The 21471-nt window shown below is 56.6% G+C and carries 16 protein-coding genes; 8 read left to right on the top strand and 8 right to left on the bottom strand.

The window, feature by feature from the left end; all coding sequences use genetic code 11:
• Positions 1 to 155: 155 nt before the first annotated feature.
• Positions 156 to 1577 (bottom strand): hypothetical protein, encoded by a 1422-nt coding sequence (locus JAO32_RS06525; RefSeq protein WP_334238696.1) that lies wholly within the window; start codon positions 1575 to 1577, stop codon positions 156 to 158.
• Between the two features lie 363 nt (positions 1578 to 1940).
• Between JAO32_RS06525 and JAO32_RS06520 the strand changes: the two genes are divergently transcribed.
• Positions 1941 to 2954, top strand: a complete 1014-nt coding sequence (locus JAO32_RS06520) for a metallophosphoesterase (protein WP_334238695.1) — start codon at positions 1941 to 1943, stop codon at positions 2952 to 2954.
• 58 nt (positions 2955 to 3012) lie between these two features.
• Here the strand turns inward: JAO32_RS06520 and JAO32_RS06515 are convergent, their stop codons facing one another.
• The 3 genes from JAO32_RS06515 to JAO32_RS06505 all read right to left on the bottom strand — a co-directional run bounded on the left by JAO32_RS06515 (position 3013) and on the right by JAO32_RS06505 (position 6390).
• Positions 3013 to 4305, bottom strand: a complete 1293-nt coding sequence (locus JAO32_RS06515; protein WP_334238693.1) for a cytochrome P460 family protein — start codon at positions 4303 to 4305, stop codon at positions 3013 to 3015.
• Between the two features lie 85 nt (positions 4306 to 4390).
• Positions 4391 to 5050, bottom strand: a complete 660-nt coding sequence (locus JAO32_RS06510) for a response regulator transcription factor (protein WP_334238690.1) — start codon at positions 5048 to 5050, stop codon at positions 4391 to 4393.
• Positions 5050 to 6390 (bottom strand): ATP-binding protein, encoded by a 1341-nt coding sequence (locus tag JAO32_RS06505; RefSeq protein ID WP_334238689.1) that lies wholly within the window; start codon positions 6388 to 6390, stop codon positions 5050 to 5052. Before JAO32_RS06505 ends, JAO32_RS06510 begins: the two co-directional genes overlap by 1 nt.
• 269 nt (positions 6391 to 6659) lie before the next feature.
• Between JAO32_RS06505 and JAO32_RS06500 the strand changes: the two genes are divergently transcribed.
• From JAO32_RS06500 to JAO32_RS06475, 6 genes are all read left to right on the top strand, one after another.
• A complete protein-coding gene (locus JAO32_RS06500) occupies positions 6660 to 8096 on the top strand; it encodes a TolC family protein (protein WP_334238686.1) in 1437 nt (478 codons plus the stop codon).
• Complete coding sequence (locus JAO32_RS06495) at positions 8093 to 9232, top strand: efflux RND transporter periplasmic adaptor subunit (protein ID WP_334238684.1); 1140 nt, start codon at positions 8093 to 8095, stop codon at positions 9230 to 9232. Before JAO32_RS06500 ends, JAO32_RS06495 begins: the two co-directional genes overlap by 4 nt.
• Positions 9229 to 12450, top strand: coding sequence for an efflux RND transporter permease subunit (locus JAO32_RS06490; RefSeq protein WP_334238683.1), 3222 nt, complete (start codon positions 9229 to 9231; stop codon positions 12448 to 12450). Before JAO32_RS06495 ends, JAO32_RS06490 begins: the two co-directional genes overlap by 4 nt.
• Positions 12451 to 12844: 394 nt before the next feature.
• On the top strand, positions 12845 to 14086 hold the full coding sequence (locus tag JAO32_RS06485) for a PA domain-containing protein (protein ID WP_334238680.1): 1242 nt from the start codon (positions 12845 to 12847) through the stop codon (positions 14084 to 14086).
• The gene (locus JAO32_RS06480; protein ID WP_334238882.1) at positions 13972 to 15084 is read left to right on the top strand and encodes a transferrin receptor-like dimerization domain-containing protein; all 1113 of its coding nucleotides are present in this window, start codon (positions 13972 to 13974) and stop codon (positions 15082 to 15084) included. The genes JAO32_RS06485 and JAO32_RS06480 overlap by 115 nt, the downstream gene beginning before the upstream one ends.
• A 136-nt stretch (positions 15085 to 15220) precedes the next feature.
• On the top strand, positions 15221 to 15727 hold the full coding sequence (locus tag JAO32_RS06475; RefSeq protein ID WP_334238678.1) for a superoxide dismutase family protein: 507 nt from the start codon (positions 15221 to 15223) through the stop codon (positions 15725 to 15727).
• Positions 15728 to 15782: 55 nt separating this feature from the next.
• On the opposite strand, the gene JAO32_RS06470 is transcribed toward JAO32_RS06475, so the two are convergent.
• Complete coding sequence (locus JAO32_RS06470) at positions 15783 to 17210, bottom strand: phytoene desaturase family protein (RefSeq protein ID WP_334238676.1); 1428 nt, start codon at positions 17208 to 17210, stop codon at positions 15783 to 15785.
• Between the two features lie 55 nt (positions 17211 to 17265).
• Here JAO32_RS06470 and JAO32_RS06465 point away from each other — a divergent pair, with 55 nt between their 5' ends.
• Entirely contained in the window at positions 17266 to 18072 is an 807-nt protein-coding gene (locus JAO32_RS06465) for an ABC transporter ATP-binding protein (RefSeq protein ID WP_334238674.1), read from the top strand.
• Positions 18073 to 18120: 48 nt separating this feature from the next.
• Here the strand turns inward: JAO32_RS06465 and JAO32_RS06460 are convergent, their stop codons facing one another.
• The 3 genes from JAO32_RS06460 to argG are packed head-to-tail and all read right to left on the bottom strand — an operon-like array spanning position 18121 to position 21427.
• Positions 18121 to 18675 (bottom strand): GNAT family N-acetyltransferase, encoded by a 555-nt coding sequence (locus JAO32_RS06460; protein WP_334238672.1) that lies wholly within the window; start codon positions 18673 to 18675, stop codon positions 18121 to 18123.
• Positions 18662 to 20089 (bottom strand): argininosuccinate lyase, encoded by a 1428-nt coding sequence (gene argH / locus JAO32_RS06455; protein ID WP_334238671.1) that lies wholly within the window; start codon positions 20087 to 20089, stop codon positions 18662 to 18664. Before argH ends, JAO32_RS06460 begins: the two co-directional genes overlap by 14 nt.
• Complete coding sequence (gene argG, locus JAO32_RS06450; RefSeq protein ID WP_334238669.1) at positions 20090 to 21427, bottom strand: argininosuccinate synthase; 1338 nt, start codon at positions 21425 to 21427, stop codon at positions 20090 to 20092.
• Between the last annotated feature and the right edge of the window lie 44 nt (positions 21428 to 21471).

Genomic DNA, 21471 nt, shown 5'->3' with positions numbered 1-21471 from the left:
TCCTTGCAACTCTCCATAACCTCACCAAGAAAAGCGGGTAGTACCAACTTACGTCAACATAGAAAAAAGGCAGGGCATTGGTCCTGCCTTAATCCTTGCAGAGAGCAGGGACTTATACTTTCAGCAGATATCCCGCTGAAAGTAAGGAAAGCTAACTATTGCGTTTTCTTCGGCCAATGCTTCATGATCGTCGGCAGATCGAACCCGATGCCAAACTGCCAACGATCTCGATTTGGCTGTGACACAGGAATGGCAACTACATTGTTGTCTGTCAGCGTAAGGGTTGTACCCGATGGAGCGGATACAAGCGTAAATGAATTTCCCGGATTTGCCTTTTCTAGCCTTGTGTCAAAAGATCCGGTTACAAAAAGCCAGGGATATGCGGGAATCGGTGTAGTCCCCCCAAAGTGAAGTACCCATCCCGAGAGCTTTCCGCCCGTAACATATTCACTCTGCCCGAACAGTAAATCGACATTCGACGGGAATGTATATGTGTTCGCGGTCTTGTCATACCAGAACCACTTCATTCGTACTCCGGTGCCCCAGTCACGATAGAGCGTTGTCCGATCCTGTGGAGGAAATGCAACGTAGCATGGAATCAGTTTGCCGTTCGAATCGTGTTTACATGCCGAATCGAATTGCGATGAAGCTTCTGAGTATGTGCCTTTCAGGTCGCTTATAAGGTTGTCACTAAGTTGATAGAACGCCGGTGTCCATTGTGATGTAGAAATCGGCGTGATAATGCCACCCGCGGCAACAAGTGAAATTGTGTTTGGAGTCCTGTTTTTCCCAAATGTATAGAGTGCCCCATCTAATCCCGCATGTAACTCAAACGATTGCACGATGTCGCTCGGAGCAGCGCTCGCCGGAGTCACATAAGAACTGACCCCATTCGTTGCAATACTTGAAATCGGCCCGGGCTGTGCAATGCTTGCGATCCGCAGATCGCCCCACAACGCAAAGATAGCGCCCAAATCCTGGTATCTGGACAGTGGAAAATGCACCGCGGCATCACCCCAGAACTTTCCTTCCGGCGTTTGTGAAGCCGCAGCAGCGACAGAGAGACCGCCAATAATCCGATATCGACTGGTCTGCACATCCGGAAGTGGATGTTCGTGTAATTTGGACGAATCTTGCCTCTCAGCCAGAAAGTCGGCTAAGTGATTCTGGATCGCTTCCAGCGTTACCTGCGATTGTGCCGCACCGCCATTTACATCCGTGTTTGTCGGTGTGTTGACGCACTTCACCAATTCTCGAACGCCGACGTTGGAATAAAACGGGTTCGTGCTTAAGTCGATATGCGCGAGAGCGAGATAGGCTCCGCTTCCGAGTGTCTTGCTGATGCACCGTTTCTCATCATCGGTGCCCCTATGTCCGGGGCGGTTTACGATCTGACACTGTCTCAGCATTGCGATGGCCGTAATTGCTCCCTCGATGCTTGCAGGATCGCTTTTGGTCAAAGTTGCTTTCTGGGGCATATCGCCACATGCCAGGTCCTGACCGTTCGCGTCCTGCCCCCAGGTTATGCCCCCCACTCCGAGGACCCAAACCAGCAACACACTTACTAGATAACGCATATAAGATCCCCCAAGCCGGACATATCTCCTCATTCACTTGTTCCGGCATAATTTGAGGACCATTCTTCCGTGCCACTGCACGATCGCCATCTCCCAAATGGGAGATATCATGCGACAACCAATGTTCTTCGTCGGTTGTTCGATTCTGACTGAAATCACAACGAGAAGGATCGGCGCAGAAGTAACGAAATGGCTAAGCGAAAATGTAACGACTTACAAATTGATAAACACGAAAGTCAGCGAGTCCAGTCAGTTATTATCCGCAGTGAAAACGGAAACCGAAGATGACTGCCTTTCTCCAGGAATTTGCGACACCTTCATCATCGGTTGGTATAAGTGGACCCAGAAGGGAATCCCGAAACAATGGATTTGCAGATCACTCGTCGCCGCTTTCTGCGGCAGACCATCGGTTTCAGCGCCGCCGTTCTTGCCTCGCAGGCCATCCCTGCCATCGCTGCAGCGCCACATGGCGAAGCCGATCTGCTCATGGTTGGCGATTGGGGATATGCACGTCCTGCCGCCCAGGAGCTGGTTGCCGCAGGCATGGTGAAGTACGCGCAGGCACAGCGTCTTCATGCGCAAGCGCTCCTCATGCTCGGCGATAACTGGTACGACGAATTACCCGGTGGTGTCGATTCGCCGCGTTGGAAGACCCACTTTGAAGACCTCTATCCCGCCAGCGTCTTTCCCGGCCCGGCATACGCCATCCTCGGCAATCACGATTACCAGATGTATCCCACCAGCAAGGTCGAAGCGGAACTAGCCTACGCGCGCCGCGGCCACACACGCTGGACCATGCCCGCCAAGTGGTACAGCTTCGATTTTCCCGCAAAGAAGCCGCTCATCCATTTCATCGCGCTCGACAGCAACATGCCGCACGAAATCAAACCCAACCCCGACGGCACGCCGAACCGCAATTTCACACTCACGGAAGAAGAACGCGTAGCGCAGCTTGCATGGCTTGAGAAGGAACTAGCCAAGCCGCACCTCACGCCCTTCACCATCGTCATGGCGCATCATCCTGTCTACACGGACGGCCCGCACGGCGACCACCCCATGCTCATCCGCGATTGGGATCCCTTGCTACAGCGTTACAACGTGCACGCTTATCTTGCAGGACACGATCACGATCTGCAGCATCTCGAGTTCGCCGGTCATCCCACCAGCTTCTTCCTCTCCGGTGGTGGTGGCGCAGACCTCTACGACCTGAAGATCACCCCGGACCAACGTGGTCCCTGGGCACAGAAAGTCAACGGCTTCAGCCATCTTTCAGTCACGGAAAAGCTGCTCACGCTGCGTCACATCGATGCGGCAGGCAACACACTCCACGCCATTACGAAAACACCCGACGGCAAAACCTCGGTGCTCTCCGCATAGATCAGCGCATGCAACAGCAGGTGCACGGTCAAACATCGTGCACTTGCCGCGCCATCATTTAAGGCAACGAAACCGGCTTCAAACTCAACAGAAGCTCTTTGCGCTGTGCAACGAAACTCGCGGTAGATTCCACCTTGGCCCATTGCGGCCCCGCGAATTGCTGGTACTCCGCACCGTTCGCAAGAAACTCCACACGCACCGGCGAATCTGGAATCCTCCCGCCAAACCAGTGCGGATCATCCCGCTCCGCCCACGTTACCAACGCCACCACCCCGCCAGCGCTATTGTGCAAAGCCGCGTCATTGCCATACAGAACAGAAAGCGTCCGCTGAGCAGGATCGGAAAGCATCGTCATCGGTGTCCACGCCAGTGGTTGATAGGGAAGTGACGCAGGCAGCTTGACCGCGTGATTGTTAACCACTTCTGTGCCCGGCACCGTGGCAGCAGTCATAGGCAACGTGTACACATTGTCGTCACCCTTCACCGGCAGATGGCAACCTGTGCATTCCTTCACAAAGCTTGCATCTTTGCCATAGGGTTGCAGATCAAGCCCGCGCCACCGACCCCAACCCCATCCTGCAGTGGACGCATACTTCTGCGCGTCCTTCACCATCAGTTCCACCTGGATGAAGTCGCCTGCGCGAAGCGTTCCGTCGCTGCTGGTTTCCTGCTTCCATGCAATTTTCGCCAGCTTCGCGCCATCCGGCCATGGAGATATCTTCCCCTCAGCCACGGCCTTTGTCGCAACATCATTGCCCAGAATGAAACGGAACGTGTGATTGTCGCCGCGATCGGTGAAGCTAATCGGTCTCCACGTCGCGAACGTTGGCTCAAACGCCAACCCATTCCACTCCGGCTTCACACTGTCCAACGCAACTCGTGTCGTTGTTGTAGGTGCGCCCTTTGTATCAGTGGGAGCGGGAAGAGGACCCCACGGCGATAGATAATCCTTAAGCGTCGCCAACTCTTCCGGCGTCACACGCGCGTCCCGGTGCAACGCCAGGAAGCGCGGCAAGGGCATCGCGCCAAGCTGGATCATGTTCACAGCTTCGTATAGCGTGGCCTTCTGCACAGCATCCGGCTTGCTGCCCAGCGTTGAGAAGTTCAGGTGCTCGCGCGCTTCCAGAATGTCCTTCCGCACAAGCCAATAAGCTGGCTCCGGTTCATCGAACCATGCAAGCCGACGCTCATCGGAGTGGCAGCTATAGCAATCCTTGCGCAGAATCCGCCGCACATTCTCAGGCGCATGAATCTCAGCAGCCGCGGGTTGGGTCGGAATCGAAGGACGAACGATCTGCACAAGCAGAAACAGAACAGCCAGCACAAATACAAACTGCACAAGTCGCTTCAACACAACCTCCGGAGATCTGTCTTTGAGACTCTATGTCACCACAGACCCTAAGGCTATGAAATATAGCTAAAGGTAGTTCAGATACCTAACTCCGAGGCTTGAGCCAGTCTTCCGAATGCCGTTCCAAAGCCACCCGCACCAGTTGGCTGCGCGTCCTCACACCAGCCTTATGAAACAACTCCTGGATGCTCGCCTTCACCGCAGTTTCTGAAATGCCCAGTACAGCTCCGATTTCCTTATTGCTCAGTCCATCCAGAATGTGGTGGAGGATCTGTCGCTGACGCTCCGTGACAACAGGGTTATGAACGTCCGTAATCCTTTTTGCTGGCGCAAGAAACATGCGCATCGCGCTCTCGTCCCACCACTGGTTGCCTTCGGCCACGGCGCGAATCGCACGCAACAACTGTCTCGGATCGCTGTGTTTCAATACCACACCAGATGCGCCAGCATTCAGCGCTCTTTGCAGCTCGGCCACTTCCATACCACCCGTCACCAGCAGAAATCGTGGCGCATGCAGCAGTTGTGGCAACGTCTCCAACAACCGTGTTCCCACTTCGTTCCCCAGGTCGTAGTCCAGCAGCACCACATCCACTTCCTGCGTCATCAGAACCTGGCGCGAATCCGCAAGCGTCGCGCAGTGGCTCACCACCGTCATATCCGGCTCATGTACCAGCAGCCGCACGACGCTCTCCCGAAAGAGTGTGTGGTCATCCACGAACAACAACCGTATAGGACTATTTGTCACTACAGTTCATCCTCAACGCTTTGCAGCTTCACCATAAAGCAGGCGCCATTCGGTATCGCGCGATATTGCAAATCCCCGCGGAAAGCCCTCGTAAATGCCCGCGCCAGATACAGCCCAAGTCCGGTGTTCTGCGCGCCCTCTTGAAAAGGCCGGAAGAGCTGTTCCACGTTCGGTACGCCTCCGCCATTATCCTGCACCTCCACAATCACCGTCGTCTCTTTCTGAAACGCATGAATCTCCAACACCGCTGGATATTCCACCTGCGAAAGCGCGCGGATGCTGTTCGTGGTCAGATTCAGAAACACCTGCATCAGGTTCGTTCCATCGGCCCATACCAATGGCAAGTGCGGCTCCAGATTCCACACCAGCGTCGCAGCACAATCCTGTAGCGACGGCGCAATCACAATGCGCAGGTCCTCCAGCAAAGCATGAATGTCCACGCGTGCCAACTGCTCGGGATAGGGCCGCAAATCCACCGCGGCAATGCGCTCCAATGCAAGCACCAGGTTCCCCAGCGCTTCAAAGTCCTTATCGAAAACCTCTCCGTGCGCATGCGACAGGTTGCGATGCACCACCGTAATTGCTCCGCAAACATTGCGTATCTCGTGCGACATAGCGCTCACTGCCAATCTTGATCCCGCAAGCATCTGATGCAGACTTGATTCTTCGCGGCTACGCAATTCTTCAGATGAGTCCAGGATCATTGCTGTAAAGCGCGGCCCTGCCACGGTGGAATACGTCGAGAAGCAGACCTCCGCAAGAAACGTATCGCCATCCATCCTGCGTCCACGCGCCTGCATCACTGTGCGGAAAGAGTGATGACCAGGATCACGTTGTGTCACATGCAGCAGCGACGGCAGAAAGTCATGTAGTGTTCTGCCCACCAGGCGCGGCGATGACGTGCCGCAGAGCAGTCGTTGCGCCGCTTCATTCGCCATCAGGATCGTTCCATCAAACTTTGTCGTGATGATCGCGGCGGGGCTGCTCTCAATTAAAGAGAGCAACTGCTGCTCTGCTTCCAATCGTGCTGCACTCTGGATTTCAATCTGGCGTAATTGCGCATCCATCACTGCGCGATTCCGCGACACCTGGTACACAAAAATACCAATCGTGAAGAACGCAACAAAGTACAGTACGTCACGCGTGACGCCATTCCGAAACTCCCACGCAAACGGGTCAAAGACTTCGGTCAGATAAGTGCAGAGCGCCGCGGCCACAATGGTCTGCCACGGCCGCAGCACGCGGCCCAGCATCAGCATCGGAAACAGGTACAGGAAACCGAGCGGCACCTCATCGGCGCTGCGCCAGTTGGCGACAACAACGATGACGATGAGAGCCATAGCGGCCGCAATGGTAACGGGCCTATTCTGCCGCAAGGGAGCAGTAAGAAAATTTCCGAGAGGGCTCGTACCTTTTCGCTCGGAAGCAGTCTCCCGCGAAGACGCTAACGGTTGATCGTCGACATTCGCGTCCATCCTGGTTCTCCCGGCGAAGCTGAACTCCATCTTGAAACAACACAGAGAATAGTACGGAGTTTTTGGCTGAAAGATAGCCTGGGTATCCCAAAAGATAGTCTTTTGCGGCTTTCTTCCTCTCCTATCGTCAAAGCATGAGCCCAGCGACCACCATGCGGCTGCGGCCACAGGCATTCGCCGCAAGTGGCCAGATAGAGCGTCGACAACAGAGTCGCGGATACTTCTCGTGCCTTGCTCTCGTATGCGTCATCTCCCTTGCAGCCTCGTGCCACACGCTGCAGGCACAGGATCAACAATCCCAAAGCATAGCGGGTTTACCCACACAGCCAATGCACTCCGCACAAGAGGCGCAGGCTGCGGCTTCCAATCCCAATGGCTTGAGCTGGGACGATGTCAAGACTCGTTTCGAAGCGCAAAACCCCACGCTGTCTGCAGACACGGTGAACGTGCGGGAGATGAAGGCGCAGGAGATCACAGCGCATCTCCGTCCCAATCCACAGTTCACAGTCAATGCAGACGGCACGCAGATCGCTCCGTATCAAGGCGTCTGGCGCCCACTCTCCGGCGTTTCTCCTTCACCCAATATCAGCTACCTGCACGAGCGCGATGGTAAGCGAGAACTTCGAACGGAAAGCGCACGTCAGGGAACCGCCATCGCAACCTCGCAGCATGCGGATCTGGAGCGCAACCTTCTTTTCAACCTGCGCTCGCAATTCATCGCAACCATGCAGGCGAAAGCCATCCTGGCGCTCGCGCATGAAGAACTCGATTACTACGACCACCTCATTGAGATAAGCCGAGTACGGTGGCAGAAGGGCGACATCGCTCAGGTCGACTTCGATCGCATCCAGCTACAACGAACACAGTATGAGTCAGAACTGGAAACCGCCATCGTCAATCTGCGGCAGTCCAAGATCATTCTGCTTCAGTTGATGCATGACAAAACGCCCATTGAAAAGTTCGACGTAAAGGGCAACTTCGACTTCATGGATCAGGTGGATCCACTCGAAACCTACCACCAGACTGCGCTCGATAGTCGCCCCGATCTGAAGGCCGCGTACCAAACCGTGCAGCAGGCGATTACAAATCACAAACTCGCCATCGCGAATGGTTCCACTGATCCAACCTTCGGCGCGTGGTATACCTACAACCCTTCGTTCTCAAACCCCTACGCCCATCAAACACTCGGCTTGAGTGTGAGCATTCCCCTGCGAATCTTCGATCGCAATCAGGGTGAGAAGGCTCGTACAGCGCTCGATATCACCCGCAATCAACTCCAGCAGGATGCCGTGGATGCCCAGGTCTTCGCCGATGTCGACTCTGCCTATGCGCAGGTCGTAAGCACGCTGAATCTCCTTCGACCCTACCGAGCCAGTTATCTCGATCAGGCCAGCCGCATCCGCGACAACGTTACGTACTCTTACCAGCGCGGTGGTGCATCGCTGTTGGATTTATTGAACGCACAGGACAGCTTTCGCAGCACAGAGCTGACCTATCTCCAACTCATCGGTACTTACATGACTGCTGGCGCTCAACTCAATCTTGCTGTTGGCCGTGAGGTGATTCCATGATGTTCTCTCGCTCCCTCGTCGTTCTCGGTCTTACAGCATGTGGTGTGGTTGCGGGCTGCAACAAGCAGCCATTCAATCCCGCCGATGGCGCACCCAAAACGGCAGCACCCGTCGAAGCTGGCGACATGAGTCTCGTTCAGGTTGCCAAGCCTGAACTGTTTCCTCTCGTCGCCGCCAGCCTCATCAACACACCGCGCCAACTCAACGTCACAGGCGTTGTCAGCCCTGACATCTCGCGTGAAGTCCCCGTAATCTCCCTCGCCAGCGGACGCGTCATCGACATCAAGACGCGTCTCGGCGATCAGGTAAAGAAAGGGCAGTTGTTGTTACGTGTGCAGAGCAACGACGTAACCGGCGCATTCAACGCCTATCTCAAAGCAGTCAACGACGAGCAATTAGCCAACAAAGCCTATCTCCGCGCCAAGGACCTCTACGAACACGGAGCCATCCCGCTCAGCAGTCTCGAACAGGCAGAGGACAGCGAGAAAGACGCCAGGGCCGATCTCGACGCAGCCGATCAACAGCTCGCCACACTCGGCATCGACAAACATCATCCCAGCAGCATCGTCAATGTTTATGCGCCCATTTCAGGTGTAGTCGTTGCACAATCCGTCACCAACGCCGCCGCTGTAGGCGTCACGTACTCCGGTTCCTCCAACGCATTTACCGTCGCGGACCTAAGCCACGTATGGGTCATGTGCGATGTCTACGCGAACGATCTACCCAACATTGCGCTCGGCCAGGAAGTTCGCATCATGGTTGATGGATATGCGAACCAGCCACTCACAGGCCGCATCTCTGAGATTGACCCCACCCTCGATCCCAGCATCCGCACAGCGAAAGTGCGTATTGAAGTTGCCAATCCCGGCTTTTTACGTCTCGGTCTATTCGTCAACGCAACCTTTACTGCAAAAACATCAGAGCCACATCCTGTCGTTCCAACGTCTGCAATCCTGCATCTGCATGATCGCGATTGGGTCTTCGTTCCTGCCAGCGACAATCGTTTTCGTCGCGTGGCTGTGCAGCTTGGAACAGTGCTTCCCGGCAACCGTCAGGAGATCACCTCCGGCATTCAGGGCAGCCAGCAAGTCGTCTCCAACGTCCTGCAGTTGGAAGCAACGCTGGAGGCGCAATGATTCGCAGGATCGTTGACTTCGCTCTCCAGAACCGGCTGCTGATCCTCGCCGTCACGTTGCTGTTGTTCGTATGGGGCGCAATCTCTTTCCATCGTCTGCCGGTGGAAGCCTATCCTGACGTCGCGGATAACTACGTCAACATCATCACGCAGTGGCCCGGTCACTCTGCAGAGGACATTGAAAAGCAGATCACCGTTCCCACAGAAATTCAGATGGCCGGCATACCGCAGATGAAAACGCTGCGTTCCTTCAGCCTCGCCGGCATCTCCAGCATCGTTATGAATTTTGACGATGACTCCACGAACAGTTGGAATCGCGAACGTGTGTTGGAGCGTCTTGGTGGTGTCACGCTCCCCGCAGGACTCACTCCGCAACTGCAAACTGATTGGAGCCCCGTAGGCCAGGTCTACTGGTACACCATCGAAAGCACCAATCCAAGTTACGACGTGATGGAGCAGAAGTCGCTTGAGGACTGGTACGTCGAAAAGCAGTTCAAAAGCGTGCCCGGCGTTGTCGATGTGGCCAGTTTCGGCGGCCTCACGAAGGAGTACCAGATCCATCTGAACCCGGACAAGCTGGTGTCTTACGGCCTCAGCATCGCGCAGGTGGAGCAACAACTCGCCAACAACAACACCAATGCCGGTGGCAGCTTCATTACAGAAGGCACGCAGCAAATTAATGTGCAGGCCGTTGGTTTGTTCCAGACAGTGCAGCAGATTGAAAGCACCGTCATCAAAACGCAGAACGGCACACCGCTGCGTATCCGCGACATCGCTGATGTAGAGCAGGGACCGAAGATTCGTCTCGGCCAGATCTCAAAAACCTATCGAGCGAAGAACGGCAAACTCATCGACATCCCTGACACCGTTGAAGGTGTGCTGCTGCTGCAGAAGGGCGCAGACGCTGATCCTGCACTCAAGGCAATTGAACAAAAAGTAATTGAGCTAAACGGAACACCCGCGCAACCCGCTGTGCCTGCAGGCTGGTTCCACAAGGCACAGCCCGCAATCCCGGCTAAGCCAGGACTGCTGCCACCGGGCGTTCAAATCGTTCCATTCCTTGATCGCAGTGATCTCATCCATCTCACCACGCACACCGTACTGCACAACCTCACGGAAGGCATCATCCTTGTCATCGTCATCCTGATGCTCTTCCTCGGCAATGTGCGTGGAGCCATCATCGTCGCCGTCACCATTCCGTTTGCGCTGCTCTTTGCGTCGATGTGTCTTGACCTCCAACACATCCCCGCCAACTTGTTGTCTCTCGGCGCGCTCGACTTCGGCATGGTCGTTGATGGATGCGTCGTGATGGTGGAGAACATCGTTCGCCATCTTAGTCATCGCGCAGATTCGAGTCTCTCTCCGCAAGAGAAAATTCGCGAGGCCGCACATGAAGTGCAGCGCCCCGTCTTCTACGCCATCGCCATCATCATCACGGCGTATCTCCCCATCTTCACGCTGCAATCTGTAGAAGGCCGCCTCTTCAAACCCATGGCGTGGACCGTGGCATACGCTCTGTTGGGCGCGTTGTTGTTCTCCATGATCGTTGCGCCGGTGCTTGCAAGTCTGCTGTTCCGCAAAGGCGCAAGTGAATGGGACAACCCCGTCGTTGAATTCCTCACGCGCACGTACCGCAAACGTGTACGCGAAGCCATTCATCATCGCAGCATCACAGTAGGCATAGGCGTGGCGGGCCTGTTTCTCGCTATCTTCCTACTTTACAGTGGCGTGCTCGGTTCTGAGTTCCTGCCGCATCTTGATGAAGGCGCGCTATGGGTCCGCGGCTCACTCGCTCCTTCTACAGGACCGGACGAAAGTCTTGCCATCGCCAATCAGGCACGCGTTGCTCTTGCACAATTTCCTGAAGTGACAGAAGTCGTCAGCCAGATCGGTCGTCCTGACGACGGCACAGATTGGACCGGTTTCTTCAACACGGAATACTTCGTGAACCTCAAGCCACGCGATCAGTGGCGTCCCATCTTTCATCAGAACAAGGACGACTTGATCGCTTCCATGAATCAGCAGTTGGATAAGATTCCCGGCGTCATCTGGGGCTTCTCACAACCCATTGAAGACAACATGGAAGAGGCTGTCAGTGGCGTCAAAGGTCAGCTATCCGTCAAAATTTACGGCGACGATCTGAAGACGCTTGAGGCAAAAGGGAATCAGGTCGTCAACGTCATGAGCAAGATTCCCGGTGTCGCTGACATCGGTCTCTTCCGCATCATCGGTCAACCGAATCTCACATTAACCGTGGACCGCGCTGCTGCGGCGCGATGGGGCATCAACGTCGCTGATATTCAGGATGCCATTCAGACTGCAGTTGGTGGCAACGCTGTAAGCCAGGTATTGCAGGGCGAAGCTCGTTTCGACGTTGTCCTTCGCTACCAGAAGCAGTACCGCGATACCGAAGAGGCCATTCGCAACATCCGTCTGCTAGCGCCAACAGGCGAGCGCGTTTCACTGGCGCAACTCACCCACATTCAAACAACCGATGGAGCGTCGGAAGTCTATCGTGAAGGCGAGCAGCGTTACATCGCCGTCAAGTACGGTGTACGTGATCGCGATCTTGGCAGCACTGTTGAACAAGCCATCGACACGGTTCATCGCGAAGTAAAACTACCCACGGGCTACCACTTCGTATGGGCCGGTGAATATGAAAGCAAGCAGCGCGCAGACAAACGTCTTGCCATCATCGTGCCTCTCACTGTGCTGCTCATCTTCATGATCCTTTACATGATGTTCAAGTCGTTCAAATGGGCGTTCCTGATTCTCGTTAACGTTCTGCTGGCGCGTGTCGGTGGCTTGCTTGCGCTGCTTGTCACACACACCAACATCAGCGTGTCGTCCAGCGTTGGCTTTCTCGCGTTGTTCGGTGTGTCCGTGCAGACCGGCGTCATCATGCTCGAATACATGAACCAGCTTCGCGCACGCGGCCATTCCATTGAAGAATCTGCCGTAGAAGGAGCAGTGCTTCGACTGCGACCCATCATGATGACCATGCTCGTCGCTGTATTGGGCCTGCTTCCCGCAGCTCTCTCGCATGGCATCGGTTCCGATTCGCAGCGTCCCTTTGCCATCGTCATCGTAGGCGGTCTCATCTCTGACCTCGTCATGAGCATCTTCCTGCTGCCCACACTTTATGTCTGGATCGCAGGTCCGAACGACGTCTTGCCACAACCCGAAATAGAACCGGATGCAGAACCTATGCCGATCTAGGGGGTGGCAGACATGGGAGCCAGCAGGCTTCCCATTCAACGTAGTGCCTCCTTTTGCTTTTCTCTTCACTCGCTCGTTGGGTGAAGAGAAAAGCATTTTTTTGAGTGCTCGAAAATCTTGTCAAGCCCCTCGCCGCGTAACCCCATTCCCATCAATCATCTGCGGCTGCCGGTAATTCTCCTGAAACTTGCTACACTGAAATCGCACCCGAAAATGTAGCGGACTTGGCTTTGCCCAGCGCAAGCTAAGTCTTTTGTTAAGAAGATTTTGCCTCTAAGTCCTTGCGGCAGACGATTTTGCGGCATACCCCGCAGTTATCTCCCGTAGAATGACGATTTTGCAAAAACAGGGGGGAGGGGGGTACCCCTCCATTCCGGGAGTGCCACAAAAGAAAATGCGCCGACTCGCTGCTGCCTCGCTCGCCCTTCTGCTTCCCATTGCTGCCGTAACGCAGGAAGCTCCCAAGCCCATCCTCGGCTTCACCCCGCAGAGCGCACAGACAGAGCGACAGCTCGAGTCGAAGTTCTTCGCGCTGCCCGACGCAAAGCGCATCTCCACGAACATGCATAAGCTCGCCGGACATCCCCACAACGTAGGTTCGGCTGCGCAGCGCGCCAACGCGGAATGGCTTGTGGGGCAGTACAAGTCGTGGGGTTGGGACGCGAAGATCGAGTCCTTTGACGTGCTCTATCCCACGCCAAAGGTGCGCGTGCTGGAACTGCTCGGCAGCAAGCCCTACAAGGCGAAGTTGGAAGAGCCACCTGTTCCCGAAGATCCGTACACGCAGGACAAGAGCCCCGCAATGCCGCCGTACAACATCTACGCTGTCGACGGCGATGTGACCGCGCCGCTGGTCTACGTGAACTACGGCATGAAGGCCGACTATGAGGAGTTGGAGCGCAACGGCGTCTCCGTGAAGGGCGCCATCGTCATCTCCCGTTACGGCGGCGGCTGGCGCGGACTCAAGCCCAAGCTCGCCTACGAGCACGGAGCAGTCGGCTGCATCATCTACTCCGATCCCGCAGACGACGGCTTCGGTACGGGCGATGCCATCCCGCAGGGTCCCATGCGTCCCGAGTGGGGCGTGCAGCGCGGCTCCGTAGCAGACACCACACTCTACGCAGGTGACCCACTCACTCCCGGCGAACCCTCTGTCCCCGGCGTGAAGCGCCTCGCCATCAAGGACAGCAAGGTCATCATGCAGATCCCCACCATTCCCATCTCGTGGGGCGACGCCAAACCACTGCTGGCCCAACTGGATGGCCGCACAGTGCCCGCCACGTGGCGCGGTGCCTTGCCCTTCACCTACAAGTTCGGTCCCAGCAAGGAGAAGGTTCACCTGAAGGTGGAATCCGATTGGGGAACCAAGCCTGTGCTCGACGTCATCGCCACACTAAAGGGCAGTGAAGAGCCAGAGACATGGGTCGTGCGCGGCAACCACTACGACGGTTGGGTCAACGGCGCGGATGATCCCATCAGCGGCGAGTCTGCCCTCATGGAAGAGCGCGCGCACTGGGTGAACTGCACAAGCAGGGCTGGAGTCCGAAGCGCACCCTCGTCTACGCCGCATGGGACGGTGAGGAACCCGGCCTGCTCGGCTCCACGGAGTGGGCAGAGCGCCACGCCGACGAGCTGACCAAGCACGGAGCTATCTACATCAACTCCGACGAGAACGGCCGCGGCTACTTCGGTGGCAGCGGTTCCCAGAGCTTCGAGCTCATGGTGAACGACGTCACCCGCGAGATGACCGACCCTGAAACCGGCAAGAGTGTATGGGATCGGCAGAAGGCCGCTACCATGACCGGTCGCGGTCGCCGCTCCGGTGGTGATGGCTCCGGCCGCAAGACCATTCCGTTTGGCCCCGCAGGCTCCGGTTCGGACTACGCGGGCTTCATCGACCACCTCGGCGTAGCGTCCATCAACATCGGCTACGGCGGCGAAGACCGTGGAGGCACCTACCACTCCTCCTACGACACACCCTGGCATTGGGACCAGTTCGCCGACAAGGATCAGGTCTACGGCAAGCTGTTCGCCCAGACCGCGGGAACCATCGTCCTGCGCATCGCCAACGCGGATGTCATGCCGTACAACTTCACGGAGCTTGCGCTTACGGTGAAGGACTACGCGGACAACCTCAAGGCTGAGGTGAAGACCATGCAGGCGGAGTCCACCCAACGTGACCGCGCCCTCAAGTCCGGTGCATTCACCCTGGCGAACGACCCGAAGAACTCCCTCACGCCGCCACCCGCGCTGCCCATGCCCCCAACCTACGACTGGACCACTCTGGACTCCGCCATCAGCAAGCTGTCCACTGCATCCACTCGCTACGAGGGACTGGCAGCGAAGGCAGTTGCGCTCTCCCCGGAGAAGCGCAAGGCCCTGAACGACGGTCTGGCAGTGAGCGAGCGCAAGCTCCTCTCCGACGCTGGCTTGCCCGGACGCCCGTGGGTGAAACACCTCATCTATGCCCCGGGAACCTACACCGGCTACGGTGCCAGCACCCTGCCGGGGGTACGTGAGGCCATCGAAGCAGGCCGCTTCGACGAAGCGAAGCAGCAGTTGGATGTTCTGGTGAAAAGCCTGAACGATGAAGCAGACTTCATCGATTCGCTTTCCAGCCAGATCGGTCAATAGACGTATCCAAGCATCATTCAGCGCGGAGAGCGAATCCAAGTCACCAAGCGGTATTGCGTGATGAGGGTAAGCTCTCCGCGTTACCATGTCCGGAGACTCACAAGGGAGAGGTTGGGAGAATATGCAGAAGTCGTGGATGGCAACAATCGTACTGGGTGCATGTAGCATGACTGCGTTTGCCGTGGCACAGAAGCCAGTGAAGGTTGAGTTGAAGGATGCCACTGGCAAGGATGTGGGAACCGTGGAGTTTGCCAAGAAGGGCAAGGCAGTGGACATGAAGGTGTCATTGCATGACCTGCCTCCGGGCGAGCATGGCATCCACGTACATGCGGGTGATGCCTGCACCGCACCGGACTTCGCCAGCGCCAAAGGCCACCTCAATCCGGACAACAAGCATCACGGCTACCAGAATCCCGAAGGTCACCACGCCGGCGATTTCGCCTCCAGCGTGAAGGTGGGTTCTGACGGCAAGGGCAAGGCTACGCTCAGCAATCCGGATATCTCTCTGGACACCGCATCCATGTCGTCCATCTACGGCAAGACCGTGGTGGTACATGAACTGGTAGATGACCAGAAGACTGACCCGGCAGGCGCATCGGGCAAACGCATCGCCTGCGGTGTCATTCCCGCTGCTGCCATGTAAGCAACACATCCTTCGTAGGAACTACCAACTGCGGACTTCGGTCCGCAGTTGGCGTTTATGCCAGTCGCAGACGCGGTAGTTGCATATCCACGGCAGCTGCACACGCCGCATGCCACCCACACATGCCATGCACACCACCGCCCGGAGCCGTAGACGACGAGCACAGATAGACACCACGCAGCGGTGTCCGATGTCGCGTTCGCAACACGATCTGCTTCAGAGTCATGGCGCCACCGGAGATGTCGCCGCCTAACAGGTTCGGGTTCCACCGCTCCATATCGGTAGCAGTGCGCACATGCCGCGCAAGGATGGTGTCGCGGAAACCCGGTGCAAACCGCTCGATCTGTCCCTCGATACGTTGGGTGAAGTCTTCCGTTGACCCGTTGGGTACATGGCAGTATCCCCACGCCGTATGCATACCTGCAGGGGCACGCGCTGCATCGAAGAGGCTGGGTTGCGAGAGAAGGACATAAGGACGATCATTCGCAATGCCATTCCACGCATCGCGTTCGGATGCAGCAATTTCCTCAAAGCTGCCGCCAAGATGCACCGTTCCGGCACGATGCGGAAGTTCGGATTGCCATGGAATCGGCGTAGAGAGTGTCCAATCCACCTTGCACACACCCGGGCTGAGCTGGACATCAGACAGCGACTTCGCCTCCGATTCAGAAAGCGCATCGCCGGCTACGGAGACGAATTGGCGTGGTGTGACATCGAGTAGAAGTGCATCCGTCTTTGGCAGATCACGTAAGGACGCAACCGGATGTTGCAGCACAATCTCTGCACCAAGTTCTTGCAGTAGCGAAAGCATGGCGTTAGCAACATTCTGCGATCCACCCCGTGCAAAGGGCCAACCTGTACCGTGAGCTGCCGCAGCCAATACGAGACCTGCGCCTGCACTTGCTGTCATCTCCAGCGGAACGTTGGCATGTGCAGCGAGACCGGCGAGCAGTGCTTGTGCTTGTGCGGTCTTGAGTTGGATAGCAATGCCATGAGCTGATTGCAGTGCAATCATTCCGAAGCGGGCCATGCGGAATGGGTGACGCGGCACGCGCAACAACGGCGATAACGCATCCTGCAGCAACGACGGCCATGAAGTCAGCAGAGGACGCATCCACTGCCTCCATTGCTCCCCGTCTTTACCTAGTAGCGATGTCGTTGCGTCGATGTCATGCAAAAGTGCTAAAGCGTTGCCGTTGTCTAAAGGATGTGCGACAGGAATATCAGGCTCAATCCATGTGAGCCCATGTTGTTCCAGCGGCAATGTACGGAAGAACGGCGACGCTTTTGCCAACGGGAAGACAGCAGCGCCTACATCATGAATGCAGCCGGGCAACGTCGATGCTTCCGAGCGAAGACAGCCTCCCGCTTGCGGTGCTGCCTCAAAGAGAGTGACATGCACACCAGCACGCGCGAGTGCGATGGCTGCAGCCAGACCATTTGGCCCGCTACCTACAATCGCCGCACTCTCGCTGCTACTCATGCCTTTGATCATTACACTGAATCTATGAGCGCTGTTGCGCCGTATGGAGTGACTGTTGTCCGCTGAAGAGCTTAAGCCTTTCCTTTCGTTCCGCAACGTGAATGTGATGCGTGGCGAACGCACCATCCTTCACGATATCCATCTGGAGATGCGGCGTGGCGAACGTATTGCCATCCTTGGCCCCAATGGATGCGGCAAGAGTACGCTCATCAAGGCCATGACGTCAGAGATCTATCCGCTGGTGCAGCCCGGTATGCACGTGGAGATCTTTGGTCGTCAGCGCTGGGATCTGACGGAGTTGAAACGCAAGCTGGGTGTTGTCACGTCGGAGCCGCCGAGTAAGTCCGCACGTCACACGACATCGTTTGATGCAGTGTTGACGGGCTTCTTCTCCTCCGCAACGCTATGGCCGAATCTCACTGTGACGGAGGAGATGCGGGCACTCGCGACGCTTGCCATGAAGCATGTGGGGGCCGAACAGTTCGCGCAGCAGGAGTTGGGAACTCTCTCGGCAGGACAGCAGAAGCGTGTGATGATTGCGCGTGCCTTGGTGGGCAGTGGCGATACTCCTGAAGAGCGCATGCTGTTAATGGATGAACCATCGAATGCTCTGGATATCGCAGCCCAGGCAGAGTTGCGCAACACCATGCGCAGCCTGGTGCAGCAGGGAACCGGGCTGATCCTGGTAACGCATCACATCGCAGACATCATTCCGGAGATTGATCGCGTGCTGATGATGCGTGACGGACGCATCGTTGCGGATGGATCGCGCGAGGAGATGATCACGGAAGACAAACTTTACGATCTGTTCGGTGTGCGCGTGAACATCACGGAGAAAGATGGTTATTTGCACGCGTGGTAGTTGCTTATAGGGGAAGAAGTAAGGCGGCCCTTTCGGGCGCCTTTGTTATTAGTGATCGGTGCCGGTGAAGGCGATCTGTAATGGAACCAGTTCAGGCTGCTTGATCTTCGCTGGACCAAGCACCGCAACACGAGGCACGGGGCCGCGCAGCATTGCCACTTCGTCGCAAGCGTGCAGCCGCGGACACTTCTGGCAGTCCTTGTAAATCTTGTCCGGCAATGCGGTCCGATCCATGGTGGTGCGGAAACCGTAACGGAAGAAGAAGTCCGGAATACGTGTGAACAGGCAGACAGTCTGCACGCCGTGGTCTTCCGCTTCCTGCAGCAAAGCCTTCAGCAGCATGCCGCCCGCGCCCCGTCCCTTAGCTTCCGGCTTCATGACGATGGAGCGGATTTCTGCCAGGTGTGGCCCGTACAGATGCAATGCGCCGCAGCCGAGGAAGACACCGCCTTCGCTCTCGGCAATATAAAAATCGCGTACATTTTCGCAGATCTCCGCGTACTGGCGGCGCAGCAGCGTGCCGTCGCCGGAAAGCGAGTTGACCAGTTCGAAGATATTGGCCGCGTCCTGCAGGCGCGCCTTTCGAACACTAGCCGAGGGCATGTTGTGTCTCCATCTGGCGCTTGAGTTCTTCAAGCCTCTTTTGCGCCGAAGCGAGTGATTCTTTTACCTGGTGGATGGCCGTGCCGCCAATGACGTCGTGGCAATCCAATGTTGCTTTCAGTGTGATGGCATCGTGGAAGTCGCTGCCAAATTCCTCACCGAACTTCTTCAATTCTTCCACGCTTAGATCATTCAGTTCGCGATTTGTATCGAGTGCGAAACGAACTGCGTTGCCAATCTTCTCATGCGCAGTGCGGAAGGGGACACCCTTGTACACGAGATAAGTCGCTGCAGCCATCGCGTTCAGATAGCCGTGTGTTGCAGCATTCTCCATGCGATCAAAACGGAACTGAAGTGCTGCGGTAAAGGGTGCGAGTAGCGGCAGCATGCCATCCAGTGTTTCCGCAACTTCAAAGGTAGCTTCCTGCGTCTCCTGCATGTCCTTGTTGTAGGCCAACGGAAGTCCTTTGATGATGGTGGCGAAGGTGGTTGCCGCACCAAGCAGGCGACCGCTCTTGCCGCGCACAAGCTCGGTCAGATCGGGATTCTTCTTCTGCGGCATGGCAGAGGAGCCGGTACTGAAGGCTTCCGGGAGCTCGATGAATCCGAACTCAGCGGTTGCATGTAGCGTGATCTCTTCTGCGAAGCGTGACAGATGAAGCCCGATCGTTGCAGCGGTCTGCGCGAACTCCAACGCAAAGTCACGATCACTGGTGGCATCCATGCTGTTCGATGTGGGCGCGGTGAAGCCAAGTTCCTTTGCGGCGATCGTGCGATCCAGCTTCAGCGTTGCGCCAGCGATGGGGCCCGAGCCGAGCGGGCAGAAGTTCATGCGGGCGCGCGCATCCTGCAAACGCGTGATGTCTCGCATGGCCATTTCAAAGTAGGCCATAAGCCAATGCGCTACCAGCACAGGCTCTGCACGCTGCAGATGCGTGTAGCTCGGCATTGCATGTTCGCCGGAAGATTGCGCGAGCAAGAGCAGGGAAGTAGCCCATGCTGCAAGATTCGCAATGGCGCGGTCGATGGCATCGCGAACGTACAGGCGCAGGTCGGTGGCTATCTGTTCGTTGCGGCTGCGGCCGGTGTGCAGCTTCAGCGCAACGATGCCGATGCGTTCCTTCAGTTCCAGTTCCACGAAGTGATGAATGTCTTCTGGAACATCGCTCTTCAGATTCAGGCGCGCATTTGCGAAATCGTCTGAAAGTGAGTCGAGTCCATTCACGATGGACTGCAGCTCAGCATCAGTGAGAATGCCCGCAGCAGCGATGGTCTTTGCGTGCGCCTTGCTGGCTTCGGCTTCCTGCGGCAACAAGCGCCAGTCAAACGGGAAGGAGCGCTGCCACTGCTCGAATGCTTTGTTCAGCGGCTCGCGGAAGCGGCCTGACCACATTTTGTTTGCTTCGTTTGCCATTTACGCTTCTTCCGCACCCTTGAGCTTGGGCATCTCAGAGCCACTGCTCAGTGAGATAAGACCGCTGGCGGCATACGTCGCCAACTTGGCGCGTGTGTCTGTGATGTCCAGGTTGCGCATGGTGAGCTGACCGATACGGTCACGCGGCGAGAACGATGATTCTGTCTTCTCCATCGAGAGACGCTCAGGGGCAAACGTGAGATTCGGGCTCTCCGTATTCAGGATGGAGTAGTCGTTACCACGACGCAGTTCCAGCGTGACTTCGCCGGTAACAGGACGCGCAACCCAACGCTGCGAGGCCTCGCGCAGCATAATGGCCTGCGGATCAAACCAGCGACCCTGGTAGAGCAGACGACCCAGCTTGCGACCGTTTTCGCGGTATTGCTCGATGGTGTCTTCGTTGTGGATGCCGGTGATCAGGCGTTCGTAAGCGATGAAGAGCAGGGCAAGGCCGGGCGCTTCATAGATGCCGCGGCTCTTCGCCTCAATGATGCGGTTTTCGATCTGATCAGACATGCCGAGGCCGTGACGTCCGCCAATGCGGTTGGCTACCAGCATCAGTTCCACGGGGTCGTTATATTCCTTACCGTTTAACGCAACAGGTGTGCCCTCTTCGAAGCGCACACTTACCTGCTCACGCTTCACGTCCACATCGTCGCGCCAGAACGCCGTGCCCATGATAGGCGCAACGATCTTCATGGACGTGCTGAGATGTTCAAGGTCCTTCGCTTCGTGTGTTGCGCCCAGAATGTTTGAGTCGGTAGAGTACGCCTTCTCCGTCGACATCTTGTAATCGAAGCCAGAGCGGATGAGGAACTCGCTCATCTCCTTACGGCCGCCGAGTTCGTCAATGAACGTGGCATCCAGCCAAGGCTTGTAGACCTTCAGATCCGGGTTGACGAGCAGGCCGTAGCGATAGAAACGCTCAATATCGTTGCCTTTGTAGGTAGAACCGTCGCCCCAGATGTTGACGTCGTCTTCCTTCATCGCCGTGACCAGCATGGTACCGGTAACAGCGCGGCCAATAGGCGTGGTGTTGAAGTAAGTGACGCCGGCAGTGGTCACATGGAATGCACCGGACTGCAATGCGGCGATGCCTTCGCGAACAAGCTGCGCGCGGCAATCAATGAGCCGTGCCTTCTCCGCGCCGTACTCCAGCGCCTTGCGCGGGATCGCGTCGTAATCGGATTCATCCGGCTGTCCCAGATTCGCGGTGTAGGCATAGGGGATTGCACCCTTCTGCTTCATCCAATGCAGAGCGGCGGAGGTATCCAGACCACCGGAGAAAGCAATGCCGACCTTTTGGCCGGTGGGAAGCGATTCGAGAATGACGGACATCAGTGGGGCCTTTCGTGCGGTGTTGCCAGCGTGTGACAGCCCGG

It is taken from the genome of Terriglobus sp. ADX1 (assembly GCF_036877645.1).
Taxonomy (GTDB): Bacteria; Acidobacteriota; Terriglobia; order Terriglobales; family Acidobacteriaceae; genus Terriglobus.
Note: the sequence above shows the minus strand (reverse complement) of the source record. Positions and strands in the feature narration are given on the sequence as shown.

Excerpts from the sequence above, each read along its gene's own strand:
- JAO32_RS06525 (WP_334238696.1), bottom strand. The coding sequence starts at position 1,577 with ATGCGTTATCTAGTAAGTGTGTTGCTGGTTTGGGTCCTCGGAGTGGGG.
- JAO32_RS06520 (WP_334238695.1), top strand. The coding sequence starts at position 1,941 with ATGGATTTGCAGATCACTCGTCGCCGCTTTCTGCGGCAGACCATCGGT.
- JAO32_RS06505 (WP_334238689.1), bottom strand. The coding sequence starts at position 6,390 with ATGGCTCTCATCGTCATCGTTGTTGTCGCCAACTGGCGCAGCGCCGAT.
- JAO32_RS06500 (WP_334238686.1), top strand. The coding sequence starts at position 6,660 with ATGAGCCCAGCGACCACCATGCGGCTGCGGCCACAGGCATTCGCCGCA.
- JAO32_RS06495 (WP_334238684.1), top strand. The coding sequence starts at position 8,093 with ATGATGTTCTCTCGCTCCCTCGTCGTTCTCGGTCTTACAGCATGTGGT.
- JAO32_RS06490 (WP_334238683.1), top strand. The coding sequence starts at position 9,229 with ATGATTCGCAGGATCGTTGACTTCGCTCTCCAGAACCGGCTGCTGATC.
- JAO32_RS06485 (WP_334238680.1), top strand. The coding sequence starts at position 12,845 with ATGCGCCGACTCGCTGCTGCCTCGCTCGCCCTTCTGCTTCCCATTGCT.
- JAO32_RS06475 (WP_334238678.1), top strand. The coding sequence starts at position 15,221 with ATGGCAACAATCGTACTGGGTGCATGTAGCATGACTGCGTTTGCCGTG.
- JAO32_RS06470 (WP_334238676.1), bottom strand. The coding sequence starts at position 17,210 with ATGAGTAGCAGCGAGAGTGCGGCGATTGTAGGTAGCGGGCCAAATGGT.
- JAO32_RS06460 (WP_334238672.1), bottom strand. The coding sequence starts at position 18,675 with ATGCCCTCGGCTAGTGTTCGAAAGGCGCGCCTGCAGGACGCGGCCAAT.
- argH (WP_334238671.1), bottom strand. The coding sequence starts at position 20,089 with ATGGCAAACGAAGCAAACAAAATGTGGTCAGGCCGCTTCCGCGAGCCG.
- argG (WP_334238669.1), bottom strand. The coding sequence starts at position 21,427 with ATGTCCGTCATTCTCGAATCGCTTCCCACCGGCCAAAAGGTCGGCATT.